Origin of the sequence: Pedobacter gandavensis (genome assembly GCF_032678465.1) — a bacterium.
Taxonomy (GTDB): domain Bacteria; phylum Bacteroidota; class Bacteroidia; order Sphingobacteriales; family Sphingobacteriaceae; genus Pedobacter; species Pedobacter gandavensis_B.
In genome coordinates this window covers 1-25855 of record NZ_JAVTSK010000006.1, presented here as the reverse complement: position 1 = coordinate 25855, position 25855 = coordinate 1, and the positions used below count along the sequence as shown (strand labels likewise).

26 protein-coding genes are annotated in these 25855 nt (G+C 40.0%); 7 read left to right on the top strand and 19 right to left on the bottom strand.

Annotated features, from left to right (window positions below):
* Positions 1-72: 72 nt before the first annotated feature.
* Positions 73-2508, bottom strand: a complete 2436-nt coding sequence (locus R2Q94_RS12260) for a S9 family peptidase (RefSeq protein WP_316821752.1) — start codon at positions 2506-2508, stop codon at positions 73-75.
* 191 nt (positions 2509-2699) lie between these two features.
* On the opposite strand from R2Q94_RS12260, the gene R2Q94_RS12255 reads away from it, so the two are divergent.
* A complete protein-coding gene (locus R2Q94_RS12255) occupies positions 2700-3605 on the top strand; it encodes an AraC family transcriptional regulator (protein ID WP_316821751.1) in 906 nt (301 codons plus the stop codon).
* 7 nt (positions 3606-3612) lie between these two features.
* Here R2Q94_RS12255 and R2Q94_RS12250 read toward each other — a convergent pair whose 3' ends face one another.
* On the bottom strand, positions 3613-3783 hold the full coding sequence (locus R2Q94_RS12250) for a hypothetical protein (protein ID WP_316821750.1): 171 nt from the start codon (positions 3781-3783) through the stop codon (positions 3613-3615).
* A 255-nt stretch (positions 3784-4038) separates the two neighbouring features.
* Here R2Q94_RS12250 and R2Q94_RS12245 point away from each other — a divergent pair, with 255 nt between their 5' ends.
* Together R2Q94_RS12245 and tatA are read left to right on the top strand one after the other, a co-directional pair.
* Positions 4039-4305 (top strand): twin-arginine translocase TatA/TatE family subunit, encoded by a 267-nt coding sequence (locus R2Q94_RS12245; protein WP_316821749.1) that lies wholly within the window; start codon positions 4039-4041, stop codon positions 4303-4305.
* Between the two features lie 27 nt (positions 4306-4332).
* Positions 4333-4515, top strand: a complete 183-nt coding sequence (gene tatA / locus R2Q94_RS12240) for a twin-arginine translocase TatA/TatE family subunit (RefSeq protein WP_316822042.1) — start codon at positions 4333-4335, stop codon at positions 4513-4515.
* On the opposite strand, the gene R2Q94_RS12235 is transcribed toward tatA, so the two are convergent.
* The 3 genes from R2Q94_RS12235 to R2Q94_RS12225 form a co-directional block, all read right to left on the bottom strand.
* Positions 4512-5489, bottom strand: a complete 978-nt coding sequence (locus R2Q94_RS12235) for a Gfo/Idh/MocA family oxidoreductase (RefSeq protein WP_316821748.1) — start codon at positions 5487-5489, stop codon at positions 4512-4514. The genes tatA and R2Q94_RS12235 overlap by 4 nt on opposite strands.
* Positions 5490-5498: 9 nt before the next feature.
* A complete protein-coding gene (locus R2Q94_RS12230; RefSeq protein ID WP_316821747.1) occupies positions 5499-6332 on the bottom strand; it encodes a DUF6929 family protein in 834 nt (277 codons plus the stop codon).
* Between the two features lie 95 nt (positions 6333-6427).
* Positions 6428-7405 (bottom strand): DUF1080 domain-containing protein, encoded by a 978-nt coding sequence (locus tag R2Q94_RS12225; RefSeq protein ID WP_316821746.1) that lies wholly within the window; start codon positions 7403-7405, stop codon positions 6428-6430.
* Between the two features lie 147 nt (positions 7406-7552).
* Between R2Q94_RS12225 and R2Q94_RS12220 the strand changes: the two genes are divergently transcribed.
* The gene (locus R2Q94_RS12220) at positions 7553-8470 is read left to right on the top strand and encodes an NADP-dependent oxidoreductase (protein WP_316821745.1); all 918 of its coding nucleotides are present in this window, start codon (positions 7553-7555) and stop codon (positions 8468-8470) included.
* Here the strand turns inward: R2Q94_RS12220 and R2Q94_RS12215 are convergent.
* The 7 genes from R2Q94_RS12215 to R2Q94_RS12185 form a co-directional block, all read right to left on the bottom strand.
* Positions 8454-9668 carry a DUF2252 domain-containing protein gene (locus tag R2Q94_RS12215; protein WP_316821744.1) on the bottom strand — a complete coding sequence of 405 codons (1215 nt, stop codon included), beginning with the start codon at positions 9666-9668 and terminating at the stop codon, positions 8454-8456. The genes R2Q94_RS12220 and R2Q94_RS12215 overlap by 17 nt on opposite strands.
* Before the next feature lie 25 nt (positions 9669-9693).
* The gene (locus R2Q94_RS12210) at positions 9694-10350 is read right to left on the bottom strand and encodes an MgtC/SapB family protein (RefSeq protein WP_316821743.1); all 657 of its coding nucleotides are present in this window, start codon (positions 10348-10350) and stop codon (positions 9694-9696) included.
* Between the two features lie 98 nt (positions 10351-10448).
* Positions 10449-12305, bottom strand: coding sequence for an NRDE family protein (locus tag R2Q94_RS12205; RefSeq protein WP_316821742.1), 1857 nt, complete (start codon positions 12303-12305; stop codon positions 10449-10451).
* Positions 12293-12793, bottom strand: coding sequence for a hypothetical protein (locus R2Q94_RS12200; protein ID WP_316821741.1), 501 nt, complete (start codon positions 12791-12793; stop codon positions 12293-12295). The genes R2Q94_RS12205 and R2Q94_RS12200 overlap by 13 nt, the downstream gene beginning before the upstream one ends.
* A gap of 10 nt (positions 12794-12803) precedes the next feature.
* The gene (locus R2Q94_RS12195; RefSeq protein ID WP_316821740.1) at positions 12804-13196 is read right to left on the bottom strand and encodes a DoxX family protein; all 393 of its coding nucleotides are present in this window, start codon (positions 13194-13196) and stop codon (positions 12804-12806) included.
* Positions 13197-13201: 5 nt separating this feature from the next.
* Positions 13202-13645: a YHS domain-containing (seleno)protein gene (locus R2Q94_RS12190; protein WP_316821739.1), complete on the bottom strand. Its 444-nt coding sequence runs from the start codon at positions 13643-13645 to the stop codon at positions 13202-13204.
* 31 nt (positions 13646-13676) lie between these two features.
* A complete protein-coding gene (locus tag R2Q94_RS12185) occupies positions 13677-14141 on the bottom strand; it encodes a YHS domain-containing (seleno)protein (RefSeq protein WP_316821738.1) in 465 nt (154 codons plus the stop codon).
* Positions 14142-14288: 147 nt separating this feature from the next.
* Here R2Q94_RS12185 and R2Q94_RS12180 point away from each other — a divergent pair, with 147 nt between their 5' ends.
* Together R2Q94_RS12180 and R2Q94_RS12175 are read left to right on the top strand one after the other, a co-directional pair.
* Entirely contained in the window at positions 14289-14888 is a 600-nt protein-coding gene (locus tag R2Q94_RS12180) for a sigma-70 family RNA polymerase sigma factor (protein WP_316821737.1), read from the top strand.
* 10 nt (positions 14889-14898) lie between these two features.
* On the top strand, positions 14899-15183 hold the full coding sequence (locus tag R2Q94_RS12175) for a hypothetical protein (protein WP_316821736.1): 285 nt from the start codon (positions 14899-14901) through the stop codon (positions 15181-15183).
* Positions 15184-15233: 50 nt separating this feature from the next.
* Here the strand turns inward: R2Q94_RS12175 and R2Q94_RS12170 are convergent, their stop codons facing one another.
* Together R2Q94_RS12170 and R2Q94_RS12165 are read right to left on the bottom strand one after the other, a co-directional pair.
* Positions 15234-17384 carry a glycoside hydrolase family 97 protein gene (locus R2Q94_RS12170; RefSeq protein ID WP_316821735.1) on the bottom strand — a complete coding sequence of 717 codons (2151 nt, stop codon included), beginning with the start codon at positions 17382-17384 and terminating at the stop codon, positions 15234-15236.
* 170 nt (positions 17385-17554) lie between these two features.
* On the bottom strand, positions 17555-19201 hold the full coding sequence (locus tag R2Q94_RS12165) for a DUF6377 domain-containing protein (protein ID WP_316821734.1): 1647 nt from the start codon (positions 19199-19201) through the stop codon (positions 17555-17557).
* A 291-nt stretch (positions 19202-19492) separates the two neighbouring features.
* On the opposite strand from R2Q94_RS12165, the gene R2Q94_RS12160 reads away from it, so the two are divergent.
* Positions 19493-19936 (top strand): GNAT family N-acetyltransferase, encoded by a 444-nt coding sequence (locus R2Q94_RS12160; protein ID WP_316821733.1) that lies wholly within the window; start codon positions 19493-19495, stop codon positions 19934-19936.
* Between the two features lie 94 nt (positions 19937-20030).
* Here the strand turns inward: R2Q94_RS12160 and R2Q94_RS12155 are convergent, their stop codons facing one another.
* The 5 genes from R2Q94_RS12155 to R2Q94_RS12135 all read right to left on the bottom strand — a co-directional run.
* On the bottom strand, positions 20031-20279 hold the full coding sequence (locus R2Q94_RS12155) for a CBS domain-containing protein (RefSeq protein ID WP_316821732.1): 249 nt from the start codon (positions 20277-20279) through the stop codon (positions 20031-20033).
* 91 nt (positions 20280-20370) lie between these two features.
* Positions 20371-21090 carry a PAS domain-containing protein gene (locus R2Q94_RS12150; protein WP_316821731.1) on the bottom strand — a complete coding sequence of 240 codons (720 nt, stop codon included), beginning with the start codon at positions 21088-21090 and terminating at the stop codon, positions 20371-20373.
* 182 nt (positions 21091-21272) lie between these two features.
* Entirely contained in the window at positions 21273-23222 is a 1950-nt protein-coding gene (locus R2Q94_RS12145) for an OmpA family protein (RefSeq protein WP_316821730.1), read from the bottom strand.
* Positions 23223-23240: 18 nt separating this feature from the next.
* Positions 23241-24158 carry a type IX secretion system membrane protein PorP/SprF gene (locus R2Q94_RS12140; RefSeq protein WP_316821729.1) on the bottom strand — a complete coding sequence of 306 codons (918 nt, stop codon included), beginning with the start codon at positions 24156-24158 and terminating at the stop codon, positions 23241-23243.
* A gap of 25 nt (positions 24159-24183) precedes the next feature.
* On the bottom strand, positions 24184-25855 hold a 1672-nt coding region (locus R2Q94_RS12135), incomplete at its 5' end, for a gliding motility-associated C-terminal domain-containing protein (protein WP_316821728.1).

Below are 25855 nucleotides of genomic sequence, written 5' to 3'. Positions count from 1 at the left end.
GCTCCTGATTTTAAAAACCAGGAGCCTTTTTTGTTCAATCATTGGTCATCCGCAAATGGATGATCCATCATCTTATTTCTTATTCTTTACATATTTCTCGAGCCATTGGTCTTGCTCCCAAAATGTATGAAGAATCGATTCCCTGCTTCTGTAACCATGGAATTCTTTTGGTAATAACACCAATCTAACCGTTCCACCATGTCCTTTGATTGCGCTATACAAACGCTCACTCTGGATTGGGAAAGTGCCTGAATTCTCATCATCAATACCATGTGTCATCAACAAAGGGGTTTTGATTTTATTGGCATAATTGAAAGGTGACATTTTATTGTACACATCCATTGCCTCCCAATAAGTACGGGCTTCTGCCTGAAAGCCAAAAGGAGTTAAAGTCCGGTTATAGGCACCACTCCTGGCAATTCCCGCAGCAAAAAGCTGTGTATGAGCCAACAGGTTTGCGGTCATAAATGCTCCATAAGAGTGACCTCCTACTGCAATTCTGGCCCGATCTGCTACGCCCATATCCACCACATAATTGATCAAAGCTGTTGCATTGTCTTCAATCTGTGTTAAGAAAGTATCATTAGGTTCTTCTTTTCCTTCACCAACAATTGGCATATCTGCCTGATCCAATACTGCATAACCCCTGGTTACCCAGAATACAGGCGAACGGAAAGCCAGTTTGGTAAAGCGATAAGGCGAACCTTTTACTTGTCCTGCAGCAGCCAGACTTTTAAATTCGCGCGGATAGGCCCAGATGAGCACTGGCAAAGGGCCGTTTTCTTTCTTAAAATCTTTGGGCACATATAAGGTTGCTGAAAGCTTGATTCCATCTTTCCTGGGGTAAGAAAGCAAGGTCTTTTGTACCCCTTTCAGACTTGGATATGGATCAGCAAAATTGGTTAAGGCCTGCTCTGATTTATTTTTCAGGCTAAGGGCAAATATATTTGGTGTTTCTTCTGTAGATTCTCTGGAAATGTAAACCTTTCCCGTATTGTCAAAAAAGACAGGTTCCTCATAATATGGCGCTTTAGATTTGAACAGCGTATCCTGTTTATTGGAGATTAAATTCCATTTTAAAAGGAAAGGACGATCGCCCTGAGGAGAAGCACCAGCACCTTTAGTGAAAACAGCTCCTGATTTATCAAACAACAATACTTTTGCAGCAAAAGGGCCTTTACCATAAAGGAACTCTCCCGGATCTTTATAAGTATCTTCGGAAGATCCACTTGAAATCACTTTAACCACCTTGCCATTCTCTGGATTAATCAGCGTCTTTTTTGCAACACGGCTTTTTCTCCATTCTTCTTTTAAGATGGCATATTGCTGATTACCCCATTCTATACCTCCATATCTTAAAGCCATACTAAACAACTTTACAGGAGCTGCAGAAAATGGAGCTTTCTGCATAAATATCGCATCCCTGATTTCGGCTTTCAAATTTGGGTCACCCTTATCCTGGGCCTCTGCCCAAACTATAGTTGCCGGAGCATCGCTCCTCCATTCATAAGCACGTGGTCCCATTGCTACCGCATCAAAACCTGTCGGCAATTTCTCCGCAAGTGGCGCATGATACATTTGCTTTACCAGTTTACCCTGAGCATCCAGAATACGGGTTTGGAAGGGAAAGTATGAGATAGGCACCAGGTAAGAATAAGGTGTTTCAATGGTCTGGACCATTAGAAAATTTCCGTCAGGTGAATAAGCTACTTTACGGTAAATGGCTGGTCCTGCTATCTTTGTTGCCGCTCCGTTGAGCCCTACTTCCTGCAATTCTGAACTTAGGTAATAGGCCATTAACTGCTGATCATAGGTGTTTTGAAGTAAGTTCTGATAGGTTCTGGATGGAGTAACCACCCCCATATTCTCCTGTACTACCGGTCCTGTAGGCACAATATTTTCTACTGGTTTAGCCCCGCGTTGTGGCAGGATAAACTGAGCAAGAATGCGTTTGCCATCCGGATGCCATTGTAAAGTATTGCCATAAGCATCGTTGAGCAAGCCATTCGTCAGCCTTTTAGCATTTAGATTTTTTACGTCTACCAACCATAGCTCTACCCCATTTAAGGTATTGTTGCTAAAAGCGAAGAAATTCCCATCGGCATTCCAGCTGATATTGGTCATTCTCATTTTCTCCGGAAGTCCGGCTACTTTACTTTCCTTTCCGGTTTTCAGGTCTTTAATCTTCAGGTCATTATAAATGCCTGAAACTTCACCTTCAGTAGAATTATTTGCGGGATTCACCCTGATTCCTGCCAGTCCAATGACCGGCTGAGCCACTTGCTCAATCGAGGCATATCCAGGTGCAGAAAGCAGCAACATCAGGCTCCCGTCTTTATTAAATCGTACAGTCGGACTACCTGCTGCATCTACCAGGTCAACAATACTTTTTGGAGGCAATTGATAAGTCAGGTTTTCCTGAGCAAATCCCTGGGTACTTAATCCTGCCATCAGTAGTAAACTGAGCAAGGTTTTAGTCATGGGTTTATAAGTTTCGGTTTGTTTCATTAGGTTTATTAATTGATTATTTCGTCAAATTGACGCTTCATTTTTATTGGGCAATGCACAAAAATGGCATTCTTAAAGAATGGTTGCTACACTCTCGCGTAAAAGTTACCTCTAAGCCCATAAATTACCCTATATTTAGTCGCAAAAGGTCTAATACCATCCATTATTCTATCAGATCCAGCAAATTACCTATGCAAAATGTTGAAACCATTGATCAGTTTTATAAAAGAACCAACCAAATCATTCCAAGGGAATTGCTAAACCCTTCCGGGAATCCCAGTCATTTCAATGTGAAGGAACGGAGTTATTGCAATAAAGTTAGCCCTTATAACCGACGGGATTATTACAAAATATGTCTGACTATCGGGAAGGGTAAACTCCTGGTAGCGAATGAGGTTTTTGAAATTGAGCGTCCGGCATTGGTTTTTTCAAACCCTACTGTACCTTATTCCTGGGAATCGACCTCAGAAAAGCAAGAAGGTTATTATTGCCTGTTCAATGATTCTTTTATTTCTCCGGAATTAAAAAAAGGATTGGAAAGAATGTGCCCATTGTTTAACCCATTGATTTCTCCATTGTGCTTTTTAGGGAAAGATGCTTACCAACGTGTGAACGGATATTTCCTACAGTTGATGGAAGAATTACGAAGTGATTATGAGTATAAATATGAGGTCATCAGAAGCATTTTAAAACTGATCATTCATGAAGGGATCAAAATCCAGTCGGCGGGCCATGTCACTGCTTTAAAAGACAGTTCAGATCGGATTACGCCTAAATTTATGGATTTACTGGAACGTCAATTTCCAGTAGATTCTCCAGAAAATCCTTTAAAGATCAAGAGCGCTTCGGAGTTTGCCGAGCAGCTCAATATCCATGTGAACCACCTGAATTATGTGATTAAATCTCATACCGGAAAGACCACTACGCAGATGATCAGCAACAGAGTTGTAGCAGAGGCAAAAACCTTACTGAAACAAACAGACTGGGATGTAGCAGAAATAGGGTATTGTCTGGGATTTGATTACCCAGCGCACTTTAATAGTTATTTTAAAAAGAATACCGGACTTACGCCTGCTGCATTTAAGCACCAGAGCTGAGCAGGTTTTAAACAATAAAAACTTCCTCTTCTTTTCCAAATGTCCACACCTGTCGTTGTCCCCTTCTGGCGATTACCAGAGAAAAACAATCTTCATTTTCAGAGATTTCCAGGACCTCGCCCAAATTGACAAGCGTGTCGCCAATAGATAAATTTGCAATTTCTAAGTTCTTAAACATTATAGTCTGTTCCAATATATGATTCATGAGAGCGAAAAATAAGAATAGATTTATTTAAAAAATAATTTATACCCAAAAATAAAATTATTTATCAAATAACACTAATTAATTAGTTAAATTTGAACTAACTGATTAGTTAATCTACAAAATCCCCTTTCTAAAGCTATGGTACGGGTATGGCTCCATTTTAATTTCATTTTAATGCCAGTTTAATCTCTTCCCATTAACTTTGTTCAAACCTTTAAATTATTAAACATGGTATTATTGGAATTCTTAAACATGGGTAGTGGAGAAATCATGCTCATCCTCGTGGTTGTTCTTTTATTATTTGGAGGCAAAAAGCTTCCTGAGCTGGCCAAAGGCCTTGGTAAGGGAATCCGTGAATTCAAAGATGCCTCGGAGGGTGTGAAAAGGGAAATCCACAAAAACATCAATCTGGCTGGCCTGGAAGAGGAAATTAACAATCCATCAGCAGCAGAAAAAGTTAACACACCTCAGCAGGAGGTTAAAGAAGTATATTAGTCAATCCAATTCTAAAACAAAGAAATGATGTTACACACACCTTTATTAGCTGCTTTAGGCACACAAGAAATCCTGATTATCCTGGTTGTAGTTCTCCTTCTATTTGGAGGTAAAAAAATCCCTGAATTATTGGGTGGATTAGGAAAAGGGATCCGTGAATTTAAAGATGGGAAAGATGGCTTAGACCAATCAGAAGCAGAGAAGCGTTAATCCTGCTCTGTAAACCGATCCATCAGCTGCATCGATAATATCGCTTCTGCCGCTGAACATGGATTTGGGCTTTTCCCTAAAAAATAAGCAGTCACCTGTTCAATCATTGGCTGTTGTACGTGCGGTAGCGGGCTAAAGTCGTAGACTTTAGCGATGCCACCTTTTGTCACCCTAATTTGGTGCCCAAACACTTGAAAGCTGATTTTCCCCAGGCTTCCAAAAATTTCACACTGATCAGAGCAATCCTGCTCTGCAACACTGAAACACCAGCTTCCATTAAATACAATTCCATTTTTGAAAGCAATCTGCCCCGTTACCAGATCATCTGCCATCCCTATCCCCGATTGATTCCTGGATAAACCGGAAGCAGTCTTCCATTCCCCAAAAAAGAAAATCATCAAATCCAGCTGATGCGGTGCAAGGTCATGAAATAAACCTCCTCCTGAAATCGATGGATTCAGACGCCAGTTTTCCGATGCATCTGCCAGAGGGTTTACATGTGCGGTTTGAAACATTTTAAGTTGTACCAATCGTATTGCCCCTATCTCCTGATCCTCCAATAGGGCCTTAATCTTTAAAAACATAGGCTGGGCACGTCTGTAATGAGCGATACTCAGTTTCATGTCCTTATCTAAAGCTGCCTCATTCATTCTGATGGCTGATGCTGCATTTAATGTCATTGGTTTTTCCACGTAAACAGGTTTCCCTGCTTCAAAAGCCATGAGCGTATAAGCCTCATGCTGGGCTGGAGGTGTGGCGATATATATTGCATTTACTTCAGGATCATCGATGAGCGCTTGTGCATCGGTATACCATTTTGGCACACCATGCCGCGCTGCATAATCCCGGGCTTTGACTCCGTCTCTACGCATTACGGCAACTAATGATGAGTTTGGTACTTTATTAAAAGCTGGTCCGCTTTTAACTTCGGTTACATCTCCGCAACCAATCATTCCCCATTTAATACTTTCCATGTTTATGATTTATCGTTTCAGCGTCAATTGATAAATATCTGCCTTTAATTTATCAGAATCATTGTCTTCGCACAAAAGGAAGGTAAGAGATACTGCGGTTTGGGTTTTTAAAGTCAGGCCCTCAAACTTATGCTGATCGCTGATCTGCTGGCTAAAGTCCAATTCCATTTTTTCCAGATCGATGCTACCGATCAATGTTCCAAAAACAGCGCCATCCTGATAAGTAGAATTGCTGTCTTCCGCAGCAGCTAAAAAATAAAGCTTGCCGCCTACCTTTATCGCATCTGTAAAGCCAGTTGGCACCGATTTTATTTTTGGCAACAAAAATTCTTTAAAGCTCATTTTCCCAGCTGCATCCAGACTTTTACCTTCAATTTTAAACAGGCCATTCTTACCAGCGTCCCCATTTCCGCGGTTAAAGAAATACCAGTCTTCACCAGTAAAAACCACACCTTCAATATTGAAATTTTCGGGATTGATCCCTGCAATGCTTTGCATCTTATGATACAAAGCGGAAAGGTTCATCCTGGAAATGATCTTTTTATTCTCTGCGTTGACCTTCAGCAGTTGGTTTCTGGCTGCTGTTGAACCTGAACTAAAAATATAGATTATTTCCCCATAACTGGTGATGGCCTCGAAATCAGGTTTTAACTTCTTTGCGATATTTTCTTCCGGCCGGACACTTAAAGGATAACGATTTAAATGAGCAGATTTCATTTCATAAGCATACAGATAAGTGCCATTATCACTGATGATGTTCAGCTGGTTATTTTTCAACAATAAACCCGATGCAGAACCAATCCCTATAATTTGAAACAGCAGTTCAAGTGTAAATCTGTACATGAATACAATATGCTAATTCTTCCTGGAAAATGAAAAACGGTGCTCAGAATGAAGCCTTGATAACTAAATGCTGAGCACCAATATTTGAGCAGGACTTACTTCTTTGCAGGAGTAATTACAATTTTTCTAAACTCAATAGGCCCATGGTCTCCCTGGAAATAGATCGGCCCCGCGTCGCCTTCATTACTGTCTAATGCGCCACCTGTGATCCCTGGAATCTCCTGATTACTGATCACGGTCTTGCCATTTGCAACTACAGTAACCATTCTTCCCACTAAAGTAATATCATAGGTCTGCCATTGATCTGGTCCTAATGCATTGATTTCACTCGGTGGTAAAAATCCATACACACCACTATAATATACGCTGGAAGGATGTGCTTCTTTTGGACTATCCTCAATTTGCACCTCATAGCGTCCACGTAGATATACGCCGCTATTGCTGCCTTTCTGGTATTTGAACTCCACGTGTAATTTGAAATCTTCGAACTTCTCATCAGAGATCAAATTGGCACCTGAATGCGGACTGCTGAGAACGCCATCCTTCACTACCCATTGGTTTTTACCTAAAGCTTTCCATCCGGTCAGGTCTTTTCCATTGAATAATTGAATGGGTTTAGCCCATACAACCGGACTGGTTCTCTTTAGATAAGGTGCTTTGACACCTTTCCAATTGTATTTTTTACCTTCACTGGTCTGGATGGTTCCCTGAATTCCGGAACTGGTTAACTCCCCTTCTATCACGAAATCCTCATCTCCACCTTCCCATTGAGGTGGAATTTTAAAGCTGAACTTACCATTGTCAAAATGCACTCTTGAAATCGGACGTGCGCTACCGGAAGATCCTACAAAATAGCCCACCAATATACGGTTACCAGATAATTTAACTTCTAGCCATGAGGGTAAGGACTTGCCGTTTTCATCAACGGTAATGTCCCATCGGCCAATCAGGTCTTTTCCTGGGATATCCTGTACTGCACTTATCTTTGTGAGTTTAGAAGCTGCAAATAGCGCATCAGCTGTTCCAAAGCTGAGTAAGCCAGTTACCGCCATTACAAAAAGTTTCTTATTCATAGTAACGAAATTAGGTTTAGATTGGTTCATAAAAGGTTCTGGCGGGTAAGATAGGATTTATTCGCTTTTTGCCAAAAGATCCAGGCAAAAGATTTGACCACATCTGCCAATAAATTCGTATTTTGAAGGCTCTTTAATCATACTGCTATGAAAGCCATTCAGTTCAATTCCTATGGAGACTCTTCCGTATTACAACTAAAAGAAATAGAAGCACCGCTTCCAAAAGCGGATGAAGTGCTGATCAAAGTCGTAGCCACCACCATTAATCCATTCGACATCAAGAACCGTTCAGGAGCCATGAAAGCTTTTGTGCCGATCACATTTCCCTTTATTCCCGGAACTGATGCTTCAGGAATGGTAGAGGCGGTAGGTTCGGAAGTCCATAGGCTTAAAGTTGGTGATCTTGTTTTTGCCACGGCTACACATGGAACCTATGCTGAATATGTCAGTATTAAAGAATCAAGGGTTTCCTTAATTCCTGATCATGTGAGTATGAATGAAGCTGCTGCATTGGCAGTCCCGCTCAATACCGCCTATAGTATCTTAGTGGAAGCGGGAAATTTACACCCAGATCAGCGGGTATTGATTCATGGTGCCGCCGGCGGTGTAGGAAGCATTGTTTTACAGATGGCCAAAGCGTTGGGCGCTGATGTTATTGCCACAGCTTCTGGCAGCGGACTCGAGCTCATTCAGTCTTTGGGTGCCAACGAGGTCATTGATTACAAATCTCAGGATTTCAGCAGCATGGTAAAAGACCTCGATATGGTGGTTGATCTGGTTGGTGGCGAAACCCAGATCAAATCTTACCCACTGGTTAAAAAAAATGGGAAGCTGTTAAGTATTGTGATGCCAACCTCCGATGAGCTCGCAGAAAAATATGGCATTAGCGCTCAGTTTATTAGTGCTACAGGCGATCATAAAAAATTGGATTTTGGAAAAAGACTGGTTGATTCGAATAAAATCAAGGTTCAGATTGCCAAAGTCATGAAAATTGAAGAGGCCGCGGCGGCGCAGGACCTGCTTACTGCAGGTGGCTTAAATGGGAAGATTATATTGAATTTTTAATAACAAATCCCTCCTTCATACCTGCAATAAAGACTTTATAATCCTTTTTAACCTGTATGGCGTAATTTCTGGCATAATCCAGCAATGCTTCTTTTTTAATCCCCCGACTAGCAAAATCAGTTAATTCATCATTAATTGCAGCACCCTGTATCCCGGAACTTCTCAATTGTGCAGAAGCAGTCAGGACTGCCATATCTTTGATCACTGTTTTAATCTCTTTAATCTGCGCAGAAAGCGCTGCCAGATTTATCCGGTCGGCAGCAGGTTGCATCTCCTGAAGTACAAATATGTCTCCTTTAAAAAGGCTGGTACTCAATAAGGCAGGCGACACATTTTGCATGTGGTATTTCGCCTTACTGATTCGATCGGCTTCAGAAGTCCATTTTGGTTGAGGTATCGGATTAAAAGGTGCCAATGATGATTTCACTGCCTGTTTAAGGTCCAAAAATAATAACTTACTTCTGTCCTTCTTATTTTGCAACAATAACATATATCGTTTCAAGCCAATACTTCCGGTTCCTGCGACCCGAAAAACCGCATCCTTTACCACATAGGAATTCGCTAACAGTGTGGTTTCTTTAAGCCATTTACCAATATGTTGCATCAACTCCTGTCTTAATTTCTTTTCCAGTTTAAAATGAGTCAGGTTATTCACTTTAATCATCAAATGATGATCTTTTCCATGCGCATTCTTCTTTACCAGGTCTTTTGCCTTCCGTAAAGCCGCATTGTCGAGAAAAGTACGGACTACCCCATCGGCTGTCCTGGGATCCAGGTAATAGGCCTTTCCTGTCCTTAACCGCTCCGTATACGACTCCAGAAAAAGAACAGCCATGGCTTCTGCCCATTTCTTTTTTAATTTTAAAGTATCAAAAGCAACATATATACTGGTCAGTATTCTGACCAGTTCCCAGTTTAATGGAGCAAGCATCGCCTCGTCGAAATCATTTAAATCAAAATAGACCTGACGATTCGTTCCTTTAAAACTGCCAAAATTCTCCAGATGAAGGTCCCCGCAAATCCAGGCCAATGGAGATTCAGGAAAATTTTTAACCTTAGCCAGGTCTTCATAAAACAAATGACAGGTTCCCCTGAAAAACCTAAAAGGGCTTTCCGCCATGGCCTGATACTTCAACTGAACCATATCAGGAAGTAAATCATGATTAAACTTAATGATGCGATCTATTACCATATTCATTAAAGGCTTAAATTTCCCGTTTTCATTACCATTCAAAAGAGCTGATTGCCCGCTGATTGAGCAGCCAATTGTTAAAGGTTTCGAGCCGATCCCCTCTCCCCGAAACCTGGGCCTGCCAGATCAGCTGATTTCCAGAGCGCAGCACTTTGATATTGATGCAGCGCAGTTTCAGGTCCTGCAAATGAGCGGTAATTTCCAGCTGCTCAGCGCTCAGATCCAAAATGATCTTGTAATCCCGATGCTGGAAACGAAAATCTATCCAGAATTGGATATAATCCATCGCATACAGGATAAATAAGGATAAGATCATCGAAACCCCCGCCAATTCATAAGCGCCGATCCCCACCAGCATACCAATTGCCGCAGAAATCCATATGGATGCCGCAGTAGTAATACCAGAAACCGCTATGTTATTTCTAAAAATTACACCAGCACCTAAAAATCCTACACCAGTAATCACATTTGCCGCTACCCGATCACGGTTAGCATCTACGCCTAACAGGTAAGAACAAATGGTGAAAATGGTAGAACCAAAACAAATGAGGGCAAGGGTGCGGAATCCGGCAGATTTACCGCGAATCTCCCTTTCAAAACCGAGAATGCTACCGCAGAGTACAGAGACAAATATTTTAATCAGTTCATCGCCATAAATATGGCTGAGATTGTTCAGGATCGAATTCAAGGGCGAATGGAATAAAATGGCTGATAATTTATTTACAAGCCTCTATCTAAATATAATAAGAAATAGCCACAAGCACAATGGCTAAATTTCTCATGAGCTCAGGTTAACAGCTTTGAATAACGCCTATGCGCAGAAATCATTTGCATTCCCTGCCTGGTTCCCATCAAACTTAAGCCCTGGCTTTGCGAATTCAATAGACTAATCTGATAAAGCAAACGCCAGTGGCGGATAATTTCCTTCCAGGCAAAGAAAATGGAATGTTTAGGATCATAAATATGAGTTGGTTCGCTTGCTGCACCGTTAACTTCGATAATGGAGAAATTCCTGCCTTGACACAGTTCTTCCCAATCATTAAATTTTAGATCCAGTCTCCCATAATAAAACTCTGGAATGGCCAGACAGAGCCTGTCAATTGTATGCAATAAATCATCATTGAGCTTCCAGCTATGGTCAGTAAATTTCGCACCTCTACTGTGATTCCCATAAGGCAGCAGGCGATAATAAGTTCCTGCAGGCAGCACAAGATCGAGCAGCTTCCCATAGATCTCTTTTAACTGCTTTAATTGCAAGAAATAACGGTCTTCCCGGATCAAAAGCTGCTCCATACTTGAAATTCCATCTCCGATCAGCCCTAAAAATTCCTTTCCTACTATCCCTGTAATACGCCCCTTGGCTTCGCCCGGCATCCGACAGTAAAAAATACCTGCTTCCTGTTGAAAATCAATATACTCCTGGATTAAAAAATCCACCTTCGTTTCTTCTGCATAAACTTTGACCTCAAAAAGGTTCTTTAATAGCTGAACTTTTATGCCCCGCTCCCCAATATCTGGTTTAGCGATCAGAGGAAATTTAAATCCTTTAGCCTCAAGTTCAGCATACAATTCCTCCACACCAACAGTTGCATTAAATAACATCGTTTTTGGATAATAGGCTTCCGGCATCAACCCGTAAATACTACTTTTCCTGCACATGGCAAAACCAGCATTATTCATTAGTGGATTTGCCGCGCTAAAGAAAAACAAAGATCTGGCTTTCAGGCTGAGCCAGAACCAATAAAACAATACTGGCATATACACAACTTCCAGTGGCCAGTATTCCCAGTTAAGGATTTTAATTAAAGAATATTTCAGTTTTAAAGCACTTTTCCCAAAAAATCCAGGTTTGAACTTAACCTTGTTTTTTTCCTCCTGCGCGAGCTTCAAAGTCGGAAAGCCTTCCTGGACGAATTGATGTTGGAGCATGATACTGGAGGCCGGCTGCTTAGAATTTTCCATTTCATCTTTTAAATCCACATAAACCATTCTGGATCGTTCGGCTGTCCAATACACACTTGTCATACTCACTGTTGCGATCAACCGATCTTCGCATCTCATTCGCAGATCATGGCCCGAATCACCTGTACCTCTGCAGCTGTGAAAATCCAGAATGTTATCAGTTGTTAAGTCATCAACAGTCCCGTACCATTTCAAAAATCTAGCTTCCCGTTGCTGCCTGAGGGTTTCAGTGTACAAGGTCACCGAAGCCCAAAGGTGTGGTATACCTGGATCCGGAAGTGTATAATGTTTTTCAGAACCATCCCAACGAAATTCAAAAAGAATTCCTTTGGTAAATAAAATCAATGTAAAAGGCTCCATCCCCTTTAAATCCGTCTGGGCCAGACAAACATCAGGTTCATCATGACTTAGGATTTCTACCAATAAGAGCCCGCGGCTTTTTAAATAAGCTGCTCCTTTTAAATGGCTTATAAAGGCTCCATTTAAAAGCACAGCAACATCTCCATTTACCTTCTGTGCAAACCAGGTCCCTCCTTTATCAGGATCTTTTGGAAAGATCAGCTCACAACCTTTCACTTGATACTTTTGCGGTGATATCGCCAGTCCCCGACTATCCTGCTCATCCCTATTGGAAGTAAGATGAAATCCATTCGATGTGGGTACATAGGTTACCGTACACATGATTGCCGATATTTTAAGGTAGAAATTGCCAGACCAAAATCTTCAGGTAAAGGAATTGAAGAAATTTGATTTACTGCAATCCTGATTAAAGCCATATGATGAACTGTATGCTCCATGGTGTAAATCAGTTCTCTCCAGTAACTGCTCTGTACCACTATCCCTTCTTTACTTCTTAAACTATAATTACCGATATGGAGGATGAGTTTATCCGGCAGATCCAATCTTAATTCCATTTCATCCATCGTCAACACTGCAAATGCAGGGTCTGATTCCAGTTGGACATCCCGTTTCCGCAAATCATAATTAACTGTCCCTTTGAGATATCCTTTTTCAAGCTCCACAAAAAGCTCTATGATGTGTCTGATGTGCTGACCAATTGTTGCATCAGACATTCCAGGAATTTTTTCTCTATACTGGCTATCGGATAATTCTGCCAGAAGTACCCTCAACTGATAGAAAAGTCTGCTTATTGGTTCTTTTAAATGCATACGATAAACATTAAGTCCTGAAAAATTTAGTCAATTGATCATATGACGCATATATTAAAATCAGACAGGAACAGAAAACTACCAGCGCCATAAGAAATAACATTCCATGATCGTTCTGAACGACCAGCCCCAGCCTGGTCAGATGAAAGAAAATTGCAGCAGTCATTAAGCCCAGTCCTAAAAGGGCACCTTTCCCTGTAGTTCTGGGAATCAATATTAAAACCGCAGCAATCAACTCCAACAGCCCTATTCCTATCCTTCCCCATGGCTCCATACCTAATGTTGAGAAAATATAAACGGATTCCGGCGCCGCAGTAAACTTAAAAAACAAGGTTTGCAACATAATCACTGAGGCGATCAGCCGAAAAACCCAACACCCGATATTTTTCTGTTGAACTGTCATATGAATCAGGGTTTTTCTTTGATTGTTGGCCATAACGCATCTGCTTTCTCTATCAGCTTATCCTGATTCTTGATCCAGTTTTCTTTTACACCATTGTTGTAATTGAAGTACAATTTATCGTTCACTATGGTCCAGGTCTCTGTTTTTGTTGGTGCTTTATATCCACCTGCAGTGCCGTAAGCACAATAGCCTCCATACTGGGGAACAAAATGTTCTGGATCCGACTTAAATTGTTCCATATTTTTTCGTGTAGAAAACAGCCATTGTGCACCTTTCCATTGAAAAGAAAGACTGTCCTTTCCTTTAACCGGCATATGTTCTGTAAAAAATGCGACTGCATCAAAGCCTTTAATGGCCTTTCCCGATGGCGCAAAAATTTCCGAGCGCTGTGCCTTTGATTCTGTTGTATTAAACCAGCATAACCATGCTGCAAGCAATAAGATTCTCATTTGATTTTTTTTTTAAATTGTTAATTCCTGACTAAGGATTAATTTTTGACCAGTTCTGATCTGCTTTGGATTTCAGGACATTTTCATTCTTATTCCATTCTTTAAGTGTATTGTTAAAAAACCGATTGTAAAAAAGGTATAGTTTTCCGTTTAACACTTTAAAGGTTTCAGGATCAACAGAAACCTTTTCGGCATTTTTACCCATGGCATAGGCACACCAGCCTCCATACTGCGGTAAGTATTTAGAGGGGTTAGCCTTAAACTGTTCTCTGTTAGCGATTGAACTGAAACGGTAGGTAGCACCCAACAGAGAAGTGTAGATTTCCTTTTTTCCTTCTTTTGCCCGACCAACATTGAAATACGCCACAGGATCAAATCCTTCCAGCGCCAGACCAGACTTATCCAGGTTAAAGGACTTAGTCCCTTCAGAACTTTGTCCTGATACACTGGAAACGACACCTAAAAACAGGCCTAAATAAACAAGTAGTTTCTTCATAAAATTGAGGTTCTTTTAGCTACTTTGTCGGAGGAAAAGAAGGAACCTTACAAAAGATTTTATTTTTTTAGAAAATGCTGTAAGGTTCAGATGCTTCGTTCGACTAAATCAATACATCAGAATATTCAATTTTTATAGACCGTATGTATGCAAAATGAAAAGCGAACCACAATATCTAATGAGCAACAGAACATAAAGCCCATACACTGGACTGCCAATTACGCAGATTATCTGTACAATTATGCCTTCATGAGGGTAAATGATAAAGAGGAAGCGCAAGACCTTGTACAGGAAACCTTTCTGGCTGCACTGGAAAAAACCAAAAATTTTGAGGGAAAGAGTACGGAGAAGACCTGGTTGACGGCTATTTTAAAATATAAAATCATTGACCACTATCGAAAAAAATCCTCTGGATTAATCTCAAAAAATCTGGTTCTGGAAGAAGAAAATATACAAACAGATTTTTTTAATCAGGATGATGGGCATTGGAAACCTCCTCATGAGCCTAAAGAATTTCCTGCACAGCAACCAGAACCCCTGCAGCATCAGGAATTTCATAAAGTACTGAATTCCTGTATGAAAAAATTGCCCGATTTGTGGTTTGCTGTCTTTTCCATGAAACACATTGATGAAGAAGAAACTACTGTGATTTGTACCCAACTAAAAGTATCGCCATCAAATTTCTGGGTCATCATCCACAGAGCAAAACTCAGTTTAAGAGCATGTCTGCAAAAATACTGGATTTAAATCTACTGCTATGAATAGACTTAAAAAAGTTCTCTACGATTGTCGCCAGGCCACCTTCTTGATTGAAAAAGGCGAACTGTGTCCATTAACACAAAAAGAAAGTATTAAATTAAAGTTACATCTGGCGGCTTGCTCTGTCTGCAGAATATTCCAAAAGCAAAGTGTAATGATCAATAAAATGATTCAGCATGGCTTCCACATCAGACAGGATGAACCACACTATATGGATAAAGAATTTAAAGCAAAGCTGCAGGAACAAATAATCCAGAAGTGGACTAAAGGCTCAGAAAAATAAAACAGGCGCTTCCCTTTAGGAAAGCGCCTGTTAACAGCTCCTCTACTGAACTATTTAAGTTCAATAATGCTGATCGCATATCCACCACCTGGCGCACAATACTGTGTCCATTTGGTGCCTTTCGAAACCTTAACTTTTTTAATCACATAAGCCTGTGGATTTTTCTCATAATGCGCATCTTTTGCATCTGCATATATCGTTGCTATATATTTTTTATTGGCATCCAGAAAATCCAGGTTTACCTTAGAATTTCTACCATTTTCATCGCAGGTACTGCCAACAAACCAGTTGTTTGTACCTTTGGCCTTTCTGGCAAAAGTGATGTAATCGCCTGGCTCTGCTTCCAGTACTTTTGTATCGTCCCAGTCAATGGCCACATCCTTGATAAATTGAAAAGCATCCATAAACTTACGATACGTTTCCGGTAAATCTGCTGCCATTTGCAGCGGACTGTACATTGTTACATACAAGGCCAGCTGTCGGGCAAGGGTACTGTGCACAAATGAATTGTTCTCCGGATTATAAGCACTGATTTTAGTTTCGAAAATCCCGGGAGTATAGTCCATCGGACCTCCCATCAACCTGGTGAAAGGCAAAATTGTGGTATGATCAGCATTATTCCCACCAAAAGCTTCATATTCCGTTCCTCTTGCAGATTCATTCGCCAATAAATTTGGGAAGGTACGGCTCAAGCCTGTAGGTCTTACCGCTTCATGCGCATTCACCATAATTTTATACGCTGCCGCTTTCTCCAGGGCATACTGGTAATGATTGACCAGCCATTGCCCGTAATGATGCTCTCCTCTTGGAATAATATTCCCAACGTAACCGCTTTTAACAGCATTATAGCCATTATCCACCATAAACTTATATGCTGTATCCAGATGACGTTCATAATTACGCACTGAAGAGGATGTTTCATGGTGCATAATAATTTTTACATTTTTAGCTGCCGCATAGCGATGCAGTTCTTTTACGTCGAAATCAGGATATGGAGTAACGAAGTCAAACACATAGTCTTTCGTTTTTCCAAACCAATCTTCCCAACCTTCGTTCCAGCCCTCTACCAGTACGGCGTCCAGTCCATTTTCTGCTGCAAAATCAATGTACTCTTTTACGCGTTTGGTATTGGCTGCATGCTTACCATTCGGCTTGGTTTTGCTGTAATCGGTAACTCCAAGCTGCACATTATCCAGGTCATTATAGGCCCAGGTACTTTTTCCGGTAATCATTTCCCACCATACACCTACATACTTTATTGGTTTGATCCAGTCAGTATCTTTGAACTTAGTAGGTTCATTCAGGTTTAAAATAGTTTTAGACATCAGAATATCAGCGGCTTTATCACTCACAATGATGGTACGCCATGGCGATTGTGTAGGGGCCTGCATATAGCCTTTATCACCTATCGCATCCGGAGTCAATACCGATTCCAAAACCATGTCTTTATCATTCAGTTCCAAAGACATGGTAGAATAATTGATCAATGCGGCCTCATGGATATTGATGTACAAACCATCCTTACTTTTCATCATTAAAGGTGTTTGTAATCCTGTTTCTGAAAAAGTCTTTTGAGACACATTAGGTGTTACTGCAGCTTTCATTTTCCCACGAACTTCAGAAAGATCGGAAGTTACGGTGCTGTATTCCTGTGTATCATAGTCGCCGGGAAGCCAAAAGGCCTTGTGATCGCCAGCTAAAGCAAATTGAGTTTTTTCTTCTTTAATCGTGAAGTAGTTCAGGTTTTTTTGTTCAGGGAATTCGTAACGGAAACCCAAACCATCATTAAACAGACGGAAACGCAGCAGGATGAACCGATCACTGGCAGGCTGTTTAAGGGTTACTGCAAGCTCATTGTAATTATTGCGGATGGTTTTTACCTCTCCCCAAACCGGGGTCCAGGTCTCATCAAAATTACTTTGTCTAGTATCCGAAATTTCAAAACCGTTTAAAAGATCCGGCGCATTTTTTAGCTGTAGTCCAATTGTACTAGGCTTGATGACTTCCTTACCTTTATAAGTAAGTTGGTATATTGGCGTACCTGCGTCGCCAAGACTGAATTTTAAAGTCAGGTTCTTGTCAGGAGATTTTAACTCCTGTGCATGTGCGCTGGAAGTTGTTGCATAACAAAAACAAATCATCATCATGAACTTATAGATCCTGGTTATACGGATAGCATTGCGAAATTGATACTGGCTCATACCTGTAAATATTGGTTATTTTAAATTTGCCGGGCAAAGCCACATGGGCCCTTCCTAACTTTTCAAAAGTAACCGCGAATTCCATTGAAAAAACGAAGCTTTACAAAAATGTAGAATCAAAATCAAGCTATTCAACTCAAAAACAAACAGATATCACCATGACAAGATACCTAAAATGTAGATATGGTACCGATTTTCCTCACATAATCTTCGAAATCTTCCCTCGGAACCATCGCCTTATTCCTCACTTTCGTACGGTAATTGTATATCGTACTCATAGAACAGCGGAGAAAGGCGGCAATTTTTGCGCTGTCCTCAATGCCTAATCTCAATAATGCGAAAATCCGTAACTCTGTATTTAGCTCTCCTGCTTTCAGTTCAAACCGCTCCTCTTCTACTAGTAATTGATTAAATGCAGTTACGAAATCCGGATACAGATGTAGGAAGGTATCGTCAAAATTCCTGTAGAGTACTTTCAGCTCTTTGCTCATCAGTTCGGTCGATTTGAGCATTTTCAATAAACCATCTATATTACCTGTTGTCGCTTTCTTATTTAGCGCTTTTCTATAATCTTCCAGTTTATTAATGTAATTGGAACAAAGGTCCAGAAAATTCCCGATGTACTCTTCTTTAATGAGATTTGCTTCTTTCAGCTGGACATTACTTTCGTTCAATTGCAGGTTTACGTGTTGTAAGTCCTGGTTTAATGTCTTTAAAAGATGATTGACTTCCTGTAGTTCCAACCTACCCCTTTTCAGTCTGCTCAGCTGCTTGATCACATAAAATACCGCCAGGATTAAACCAATTGAAAGTAGACTGATCAAGCCGAGCAATATTAACAATTGCAATCGCTGCTCTTTTTCTTTGGCCTGATGTGCCAGATCAATAATTGGAAAAATCTTTGAAATAACGATCGTTCTTAAAGGCGCATTACAGAAAATTGCATCTTCCATAGAGCATTTGATGTATTGGTAAGCACGTTCTAAATCCCCACTTTCATAAAGTGAGATGGCCAATGCTTGTAAAGAGGTATTCTCCTTGATGGCATTCTGTAGATCTGAAATGGCCGATAAAGCAAAATACTGCTGCTGAAGCAAGGTATTGCCTTCATTTTTATAGACATTTCCCAATGCAGAACTCCAAATCGCATACTCATGATTTTTGGTTTTCACACCTGATAAAAGTTCCAGTAAAATCTTTTCAGCGGCTTTGTATTGTCCGGAAGCGCTTAACTTTTCAGCATAAACACCCTTAAAGTTTCTGGAAGATGAGGGTAATAACTGCAATAAAGAATCTCTATATGCGGCATTAGATTTACGATATACATCAGTGTTGACATTATGGTAGGCGGCCAAATTGCTATAGAGGTCTTTATAAGCCTGATAATAACCTATTTTCAGTTCCAGAGTCAATTGATTTGAGCGTAAACTCCTCAACAAATTGGCGGCATCCATAGACATTCCAGCAATTGAGTAGAGCGCTGCGAGTTGTAATTTAGATTCCGCAATTTTCAATGGATCTTTTAGCTTCCTCGCAATTTCCAGGTTATAACTGACGTATTTTATCGCAGAATCGCTCTGATAAGGTTTGTATTCCTGGTAAAGTTTAGTGTGAATGGCATAACGATCAGGTTTTAACAGACCTGATTTCTCTTTTGATAAGTCTGAGGTTTTAAGTTGTTGTTTAAGTCTGTAAATTTCTGCCTCTCTCCTGTCCGCATAGATCTGCCGCTGCTGAATGGCATCATCCAATATGCTCAACAGGCTGTCCAGTTTTGCATCCTGAGCGGCAGCAGGGCTAAAAACCATGAAGCTCATAAAGGATAGGAGTAAAAAAAAGTGTTTCAGTAGCTTCAAAAGATTCCAGGTTAAATGGTCAACAAGAAAACCATGCCAAAACTATCCAAAATCTATTAGGAAAGCAACCAGATAAGCCCGCTGATAATGGGCGACTAACTTCTGCTGGAAAAACAAGGTTCCATGAAAAAACCGAAAAGCGACCTGATCAACACCATCTGGACCCTATGAATTTATAAAAACTGGCCGCCTATACTGAACCTAAAATCAACCAATTTTGACCACATGTTAAACAACACTAATCTATCAAACATGGTTAAAATTGAAATTGCCACACTAGAACATCTAAATGAATTTGCAGAATTATTCGACCAATACCGCGTCTTTTATCGACAGGCATCTGATGTGGAAAAGGGAAAAAGCTTTCTTAAGGAAAGGATCAGCAATAATGAAACCGTTACATTCCTGATTAAAGTAGAGGAAAAATTTGCGGGATTCGCACAACTCTATCCATTGTACCATTACAAAGCACTCCAACGCCAATGGTTACTAAGTGATTTGTTTGTGGATCCAGAGTTCCGGGGCCGCGGTCTTTCCATTGCCTTAATTGACCGTTGCAAAAAGTATTGTGAGGAAACAGATGCCTGTGGACTCTTACTCGAAACGGAAAAAACCAATGACATCGGAAACCAGCTTTATCCAAAATGCGGATTTGAACTAGACCAGGATCACAACTACTACAATTGGTGGAAATAAAATCTCTCCATACAATGAACCGTAAAGGGAAGCTAAGTGGTCATCAGCCAATTAGCTTCCCTTACCAATTCGTAAATTAGACCATACTATGCTTTTAACCTGAATTTTCCTTTTCTCTGATTTTGAATAAGGCAATTTTAAGTTCAAAATTCATCTGATGGTAATAAAAAAGATCCTTTTTTTTGCTTAAGAAACTTATTAAGTCATCATAATTTATCATCCCGATGATTTGATCATTTTCTATTACAGGAAAGCGTTCTTTTTTCCGTTCTCTAATGAGTACTAAAGCCTCTACAACCAATAAACTGGCTCTTAATTTCAACACCCCTGATTCACTCCTCATGCTATTAATTAAATAAATTACGTGATCACTAAATCAAATTACCAGCGTAGACACATCATCCGTTTCGGTGAATACCACAATGATTCCTCCTTTAATCTTCTCTTGGCTCATGAATATAAGCCATGCCTTCAATTTCACAGATTACATCTTCTAAATCGTAAACTGATTGAGTAAAGTAATTTAACAATCTTTGCTGGTCCTCATTACAATTCTCCACCTTGATCAATTTGGCCAATGCGATAATTTTCGACAATGGATTTCTTAATGAATGAGAGTGCATCCAGGCAATTTGTTTTAACCTCTCATTCTGACTTTCTACTGCTTGAACATATCTTTTGTGACTGGTTACATCTCTTTGAATAGAAATCCAATGGGTTAAAGCACCCTGGCGATCAAAAACTGGTGAAACACTTACATTTACATCGTATTCTTGTCCAGATTTTCTATAATTAATCAAATCCACCGTACAGTAATTCTTCAGCTGAATTGCCTTTTCCAGAATCTTTATCCCTGCTTGTTGAAAGTTCTTTCCATGAAGGATACCTGGACTTTGGCCTAGTAATTCCTGTTTAGAATAACCAGACATTTTTGAAAGTGCATTATTCACGTAAATAATTTTAGGATTTGAGAAATTAGTATCTGTAATTAATATCCCATCAGTGGTATTTACAACAACTGATTCCAATAACTTTGACCAATGATTCTCAGTTTCAGCAACCATTGTTTCTGTTCCAATCTCATTTGTTAGACCATCAGTATTAAAGCTTAAATAAGCAAAGCTCTCCTCTTCGTTCAGCAGTTTATACTCCATATTACATTGATTATCTTTATCATTAGTGCATGTTCTTATTGATCTTAATGCTCCTTCACTAACAATTATTTTGGTGACATCGAACAACAGGCTATTTTTAGGTTTCAGCATAGTTTGATTATTTTTTTAAATCATTTCCACCAATCATGAACAATGGTACTTGACCACTTTGAGTTATTATATTAATTAGATTTCATAATGATAAACTCACTTCTCCTATTGATCGCATGATCTCCTTCAGGGCAGGAAACACCATCAGCACAACGGTTTAACAATTCTTCTTCCCCATATCCTTTACCGGAAATTCTAGCCGGATCAATCCCTCCCTTTGTAATTATATATGCCACTGTTGATTTTGCTCTGTTTTCAGATAAAGTTTTATTATAAGCCTTGGATGCCCGGCTATCCGTATGGGATCTCACCTCAATAATTAATTTGGGATACAATTTCATCGCATTAATCACCTTTTGAAGTTCAATCTCACTTTCCGGAAGAATATCATATTTCCCAAGATTAAAGCGAATAGGATGAAGTGCCAGAAGCTTACCCAAATCTGTTCCTTTAATCAGGTTTACCCTTTCCAACAAAATTTGGGAACGAACATTTTGATATGGAAACTGATTTGTAAGTACTGTTTTTTCATCCGAATTATAGGTTTCTTTTTCAGCACGTAGCGAGTATTGTTTTTTACAAGGCAATTCAACATCTACTTTAAAAAAACCCTTTTCATCAGTATAGGTAGTCGCAATAAGCCGATTTGATTCGTCAAAAAGTGAGATTTTGGCACCAATTAAGAGTTCGTTCGTAATAGAATCTTTCACTGTCCCCTCTAAAAACTGGACACATTTGGATATAAACGGTTTAATCTTTTTGACCGTATAGATGTCATCATCTGAGACTTCATTGTCTCTATTTGAAGCGAAATAGCCTGTTTTCTCTTCATCATCTATAATGAAACTAAGGTCATCATCTTTACTGTTTACAGGTTTACCCAAATTATAGGCCTCAGCAAAATTCAGGTCTTTATCGAATTCCGAAACGAATACATCCAATCCACCCAATCCTACATGTCCATCGGAGGAGAAGAACAGTTTACCTGATTTGGAAATAAAAGGAAAAGTTTCCCGACCTTCCGTATTTATCATAGGGCCAAGATTAGTTGGTTTGCCATACCCCTCAGCTGTAATCGCAACCTTATAAATATCAGCCTGCCCATAGCCTCCTGGCATATCAGAAGAAAAATATAAAGTTTTCTCATCCAGGCTTAAGCTTGGATGTGCCACTGAATAGGCATCACTGTTAAATGGCAATTCTTTAATCACCCATTTTCCAGAGACCTGATCTGCGCGGAATAATTTTAAACGATTGACACCTTCAGTATCATTTTTATAAACCTGATTAAAATAATTATTTCTGGTAAAATAAATCGTGTTAAAATCTTTGGTAAAGGCTACCGTTGACTCATGAAATTTTGTATTTATTCTCTTGTCAAATGCCCGAACTTTGGGATGTTTACCTTTGTCTGCAGGATCTACCAAATAAAGATCATTAAAGTAATTGTTGTTCCATACATGTATGTTCTTCTCCAATCCAGGCTTTTCCCGATTGCTGGAAATAACGAGACCGTCTTTATAAAACATTGGGGCAAAATCTGAAGAAGTTGAGTTGAAGGGGGCCTTTTCAATCTCGAAACTGCCGGACTGCATTTCAATTTCCTTTAAATAGTCTCTATTGACACTGAACAACCTTGCCCTATAGTCTTCTCCTTTTCTTTTATAGAATTGCTCCATCATGGCATCCGATCGTTGATAATCTCCGGTACTTTTCAAACAAAGTGCATAGCGATACCATATTTCCGGGGAAGGTTCAGGATTCTGTAGTAACAACTTACCATACCACTCGGCACCTTGTGCATAATCGGCATTGAAATAATAGGAATTCCCCAATTTAATGAGCAACTCATCTGAGGCCTTGCCCTTTTTAGCGACCTGAATGTAATATTCCCTGGAATTAATAAATGCATATTTATCATATTCACTATTTCCTTTTCTTTCAAGGTTGCTTTGCGCGAACAACCATCCACTGTTGAATAAGGCACTCCATATAAAAAATAGTATTAATCTTGTTTTCATCTGATAAGTTCTGAGTGATTAAAAAAAACGTGGCGATAAGATTTTACCTCTTTTTGAAAACAGTTCATATCTTAGGAAGATCTCATGAGAACCGTGGTTATATTGAGCGAGCTTTGTAGTTTCCCAATCATATGCGTACCCGATCATGTATTTGTCTGAAATCTGAAAGCCGGTCTGACAACTCAATGCAGCATCCCATCTATAAGCCAGACCCAGGGTAAACTTATCGGCAAACATAACATTAGAAGAAACATCAACCTGAAGTGGCGAACCACTAACCATTTTCACCAATCCTGAAGGCTTAAATTTGATGTCAGGTCCAAAATTAAACACCTTACCAATGATATAATAAAGATGTAGCCTGTCATTTTTCAACCCCTTATTCACATCACTAAAATGACTGGTGTTTAATAAATTAGGAATACTAATACCCGCATAGAAATTATCAGTATAATAAAATGCACCAAAGCCGGTCTGAGGAGAAAGCGTACTACCTGAATTATTCAAATTGTAATCTCCCGGATCATAACCACCTGTATTTGCCTTAGTAAAATCCACACTATACTGGTTTATTCCCCCCTTTAAACCAAGAGATAGCTTAGCCTTCTCGCTCAAATCCAGTTGGTAACTAAAAAAGAAATCAACTGCAATTTCGTTCACCACAAAAATCTTATCATTAGAAATATTAATTCCAAGTCCAACCTTTTTCCCCACAGGAGCATGAGCAGAAAGTCCAACGGTTTCCGGGGCACCATTAAGCCCAGCCCATTGATTCCTGTATAGCCCTAAAATACTTAGGGCTTCACGAGTACCTGTATACCCAGGATTAAAGCTAATCGTATTGTACATGTAATCCGTGTACTGGGCATCTTGCTGGGCTTTAACCATTCCACTGGATAAGCCGATATATATAAATAGAAGCAGTAACTTTTTCATAGCTATTTTTTAATAGTTTTTCAATTTATTTGGTAATCACATAAAGCGGTCCTGCTTTTTTCATTGTCTTGCCTGTCGAATCAATATATTCAATCACATAATAATAAGTCCCGGTTGGCAGCTTTTGACCACGTTGTATGGTTACCCTACCATCTGAGTATCCAGAAAAAGTATTGTTATTTTTTCCATAGTTTTCTGTTCCAAATACTTTGATACCCCAACGATTAAAGATGTCTACTCTATTTTTTAGATAACAATTCAGTCCCTCTATCTTTAATTCGTCATTTATACCATCATTATTTGCACTAATGATGTCATAAACCTTGATTTCACAATTGTTTATATTTATGGCAGTTACATCATCAGGATTGTTGTCTCCGTTTACATCCTTGTTTGTTGGATTTCCTGGATCGTCAGACATGTCCTGAGCAATCCTTCCTATTCCATCACGTGCTTTAACAGATGCCTGGTTAAGGATTTGACCCTTATTTAAATCTTCCTGAGTAACTCTATATCTTGCACTGAAGGTATTGACATCCCTTTGTCCGGGCACCAATAATTTTATTGGACCTCCTGAAACTACAACTCCCGGCAGGAAGTCATCAGTTAACACCACATCCATTAAATTCACCTGCCCGGTATTTGTAACTGTAAACTTATAATCGATGGTTTCACCAACATCCACTCTTCCATTTCCATTCTCATCATTTAGCACATAAGTTTTTAGGAGATCAATTGAAATCTTCAACTGAGATGGATCGACTTTAGGAAGTGTAGTCTTCGTAGGATCATTTGGAACCGAAGTAGAAGGATCATCAGAAATCGAAATAACAGGGGTACCAGATGGAGTTTGACCTCTTCCTGTTGCCTGGTTGGTCACCTGACCTGCATCTACATCCGACTGTTTAATCGTGTAAACTGCGCTAAAGGTCGTTGCATCTGAAACGCCTGGAGCCAGACTTGCAATGCTGCCTGTAACCGGTACCAATGGATCATTGATTGTGATTCCTGTTAAGGTCACACTTCCTGTATTTTGTACTGTAAAGCTATAAGTGATCGTCTCACCCGCCTCTGCAGTACCATTTCCATTCACATCATTGAAAACTGCATTTTTTTGCAACACCATTTTTCCTGCAGCACTCAATGTAGTCGTAGTCCCATCACCAGGAGCTGGTGTTAATGGATCATCTGAACTCACCGTTACTGGCGTGTTGTTTGGCGTTTTTCCAGTTGCCGTTGCCTGGTTGGTCACCTTACCTGCATCTACATCCGACTGTTTAATCGTGTAAACTGCGCTGAAGGTCGTTCCATCTGAAACGCCTGGAGCCAGACTTGCAATGCTGCCTGTAACCGGTACCAATGGATCATTGATCGTGATTCCTGTTAAGGTCACACTTCCTGTATTACGTACTGTAAAGCTGTAAGTGATCGTCTCACCCGCCTCGGCAGTACCATTTCCATTCACATCGTTAAATACCGCACGTTTTTGCAACACCATTTTTCCTGCAGCACTCAATGTAGTCGTAGTTCCATCACCAGGAGCTGGTGTCAATGGATCATCTGAACTCACCGTTACTGGCGTGTTGTTTGGTGTTTTTCCAGTTGCCGTTGCCTGGTTGGTCACCTTACCTGCATCTACATCCGACTGTTTAATCGTGTAAACTGCGCTGAAGGTCGTTCCATCTGAAACACCTGGC